The sequence below is a fragment of the Bradyrhizobium sp. Leo78 genome (assembly GCF_059512425.1).
Map to the genome: position 1 here is coordinate 1 of NZ_JCAMOT010000121.1, position 2,955 is coordinate 2,955.

A 2,955-nucleotide genomic window follows, 5' to 3' on the forward strand; every position below is an offset into this window, starting at 1 on the left:
GTTAGCGTCTGGCTCTCGCACGTCGGTCAGGTATTGACATGATCCGTCGGTTTCCAGGCCCACGGCAGCAGTTCGTCGAGACGGTTGATCGGATGTCCGTCGACCATGCGCGTGAGCACGTCACGCAGGTATGCGTAAGGCTCGACGTTATTGAGCTTGCACGTTTCGATCAGCGAACAGAGGATTGCCCATCGTTCCCCACCGCCATCGCTACCGGCGAAGAGATGGTTCTTGCGGCCGAGCGCCACAGGTCGGATCGCCCGCTCGACGGGGTTCGTGTCAAGTTCGATGCGGCCGTCACGGAGGAAGCGGGTCAATCCATCCCAGCGCGACAGCGCATACCGGATCGCTTCGGCGAGATTGCCGCGCCCGGGCAATTGAGCGAGTTGCACCTCGAGCCACAGGCGAAGGCTGTCAACGATCGGCTTGGCGAGTGCGCGCCGCGTAGCCAGCCGATGCGCCGGCGATTGACCACGCACCTGCGCTTCGACGGCATAGAGGCTGGCAATACGACGCAAGGCCTCCTGCGCGATGGGCGTGTCCTCGGCTTGCGCAACCTCGTAGAACTTGCGCCTGGTGTGCGCCCAACATGCGGCGAGAGTGATGTTTCCGGCGCCGGTCAGCCGCTCGAATCCGGCGTAACCGTCGACGTGCAGAACGCCCTTGAAGTGCATCAGATGCGCTGCTGGGCGCTCCGCTTTCCGGTCGGGCGCGAACACATAAACCGCAGCTGGCGGCTCAGGCCCAGCCCAGCTCCGTTGATCGCGGGCATACACCCACAGCCGTCCGGTCTTGGTGCGCCCGCGGCCCGGATCGAGCACCGGGATTGGCGTGTCGTCGGCAAACAGGTGATCCGACGCGAACATGTGCTCGCACAGCCGATCGTGCAGGGCCTCAAACCACCAGCACGCGCCGCCGACCCATCCGGCCAATGTCGAGCGCTCCAGTTCGACGCCATGGCGGGCAAAAATCTGCGCCTGCCGATAGAGCGGTGTGTGGTCGCAATATTTGCTGACCAGCACATGCGCGAGCATGGCTGGCGTGGCCAAGCCGCCGGCGATCGGTCGTTCGGGCGCCGGAGCCTGGGTGATCGTTCCGCAACTGCGGCAGGCATATTTGGGGCGGCAGACGCGTACCACGCGCAACTGTGCTGGCACCCAATCCAGCATCTCGCTGACGCTCTCACCGATCGCATGCAGCGCGCCGCCGCAGCACGCACATCTCTCGCTATCGACGTTAAGCACAACCTGTTCGCGGGGCAAATGATCCGGCAGCGGCTTGCGCTTCGGCTGCAGTTTCTGCGTCGGCGCAAACGCCTCCAGCGAGGCTTGATCTGCCTCGACGGCCGACAAATCGATGTCCAAATCTTCGAGTCCAAGGGCGAGCTGATCGGCGTCGAGACGCTCGGAACGACGCCCAAATTGTGCGCGCTGAAGCTGTTTGATGATCGCCTGGAGACGCTGGATCTCGCTGTTCCGATGCGCGATGACCGAGGCAATGTCGCGCACCAGGCGATGCAGAAGCGCAGTATCCGACGGCAGATTGTCGAGGTCGAGCTGCATGACCGATTCTACTCGAACACGCTGATTCGACGAAGCAACTTCGCTATATTCTATGCGGGTTTTTGCGATTCAACCCGTGATGGCCGGGCGCCATCGACGCTCCGGCGTACGCCAATCGATGCCTTCGATCAGCATGGCAAGCTGCGCCGGGGACAGCGTCACCGTGCCACCTGGATCGCTCATTCTCGGCCAGATGAAGCCGCCCTGATCGAGCCGCTTGCTGAACAGGCAAAGCCCGTTGCCGTCCCAGAACAGGATCTTCAGCGTGCTTGCCTTCTTGCCTCGGAAGGCAAACAGGTGGCCGGAGAACGGATCCTTCTTGAGGTGTTCCTGAACGAGCGCGGCGAGGCCATCCAGGCCCTTGCGCATGTCGGTATACCCCAAGGCCAGATGGACTTTCACGCCGGCCGGCACGATCATCATCGTGCTGTCTCCCGCTCAGTGATCTGGCGACGGACCGCATCGGGATCGCTGCCGATCGGCGCGAAGACGCGGCGGCCATCGTCCAATTTGACAACCGTCATGCCGTCGGGCGGCTGCAACAGATCGTGCAGAACAACCGGCGTCGATGACCCGACGGCTCCAGCATCGGCCACCGCGACCGGCACCAACTTGGCGCGCTTGCCCTTACCAAACCCAAGCTCCGCTCGCCAGCGGAACAACATGCTAGTGACGATACCGTGCCTTCGTGCCGCCGACGATACGGTCTCCCAAGGTCGTTCAGTCTCCAACACGATGGCCAGCTTTTCCTCGTCGGTGAAGCTGCGGCGGCTCTGCTTCTCAGGTGTCGGAGGATCGTCATTCGGCGTCGCGGTCAAGCGAGATTCAGCTGCGCCATCCTTAGCACTAGTCTTAGCACTAGTGCTTAACAGTGGGCGGGCACTCGGATGAAGGTGCGTCCGCCAGTCGATTTCAACGTCGTTGGCGTCGATCAAATCGCGCCATCGCCTCAGGCTGTGCTGCGATATGCCATGGGCGCGGGCATAGGCTTGCATGCTCAGACCGCACCACTTCATCGCTTCAACGTGCATCGCCCAGAACGCTTGCACAGCTCTGCAGCGGAGGTCCTTCGACACTGGAGCCCGCTTCTTGCGGAGCCGCTCCCGACGTTCCTCGCGACGCAATTCCGCACGTATTTGCAACGTCTCAGCGTCAACCAGATGCCGCAGCCAGCGATCGAACGTGCCGCCACTGAGACGGTGCTGACGACAATATTTGCGCTTGCTGAGACCGCTTCGCCGCCACGCTTCAACGTGTACCGACCAAAAGGAACGACGTGCTTCGTTCTTGAAATATTCCGTACCCACCGGAGATCCTCCAATGCAGCAAGGAACCCGATATGGAACGACAACGCACTCTCGGAAAGTCGTGCAAGATTCCGACGCTTACGGCA

The 2,955-nt window shown here is 62.0% G+C and carries 3 protein-coding genes; all 3 read right to left on the reverse strand.

The window, feature by feature from the left end:
- Window positions 1-26 precede the first annotated feature (26 nt).
- Complete coding sequence (gene tnpC, locus AC5ZG1_RS43690; protein WP_496136496.1) at window positions 27-1,562, reverse strand: IS66 family transposase; 1,536 nt, start codon at window positions 1,560-1,562, stop codon at window positions 27-29.
- 69 nt (window positions 1,563-1,631) lie between these two features.
- Entirely contained in the window at window positions 1,632-1,982 is a 351-nt protein-coding gene (gene tnpB, locus AC5ZG1_RS43695) for an IS66 family insertion sequence element accessory protein TnpB (RefSeq protein ID WP_455999002.1), read from the reverse strand.
- A complete protein-coding gene (gene tnpA / locus AC5ZG1_RS43700) occupies window positions 1,982-2,869 on the reverse strand; it encodes an IS66 family insertion sequence element accessory protein TnpA (protein ID WP_028167392.1) in 888 nt (295 codons plus the stop codon). Before tnpA ends, tnpB begins: the two co-directional genes overlap by 1 nt.
- Between the last annotated feature and the right edge of the window lie 86 nt (window positions 2,870-2,955).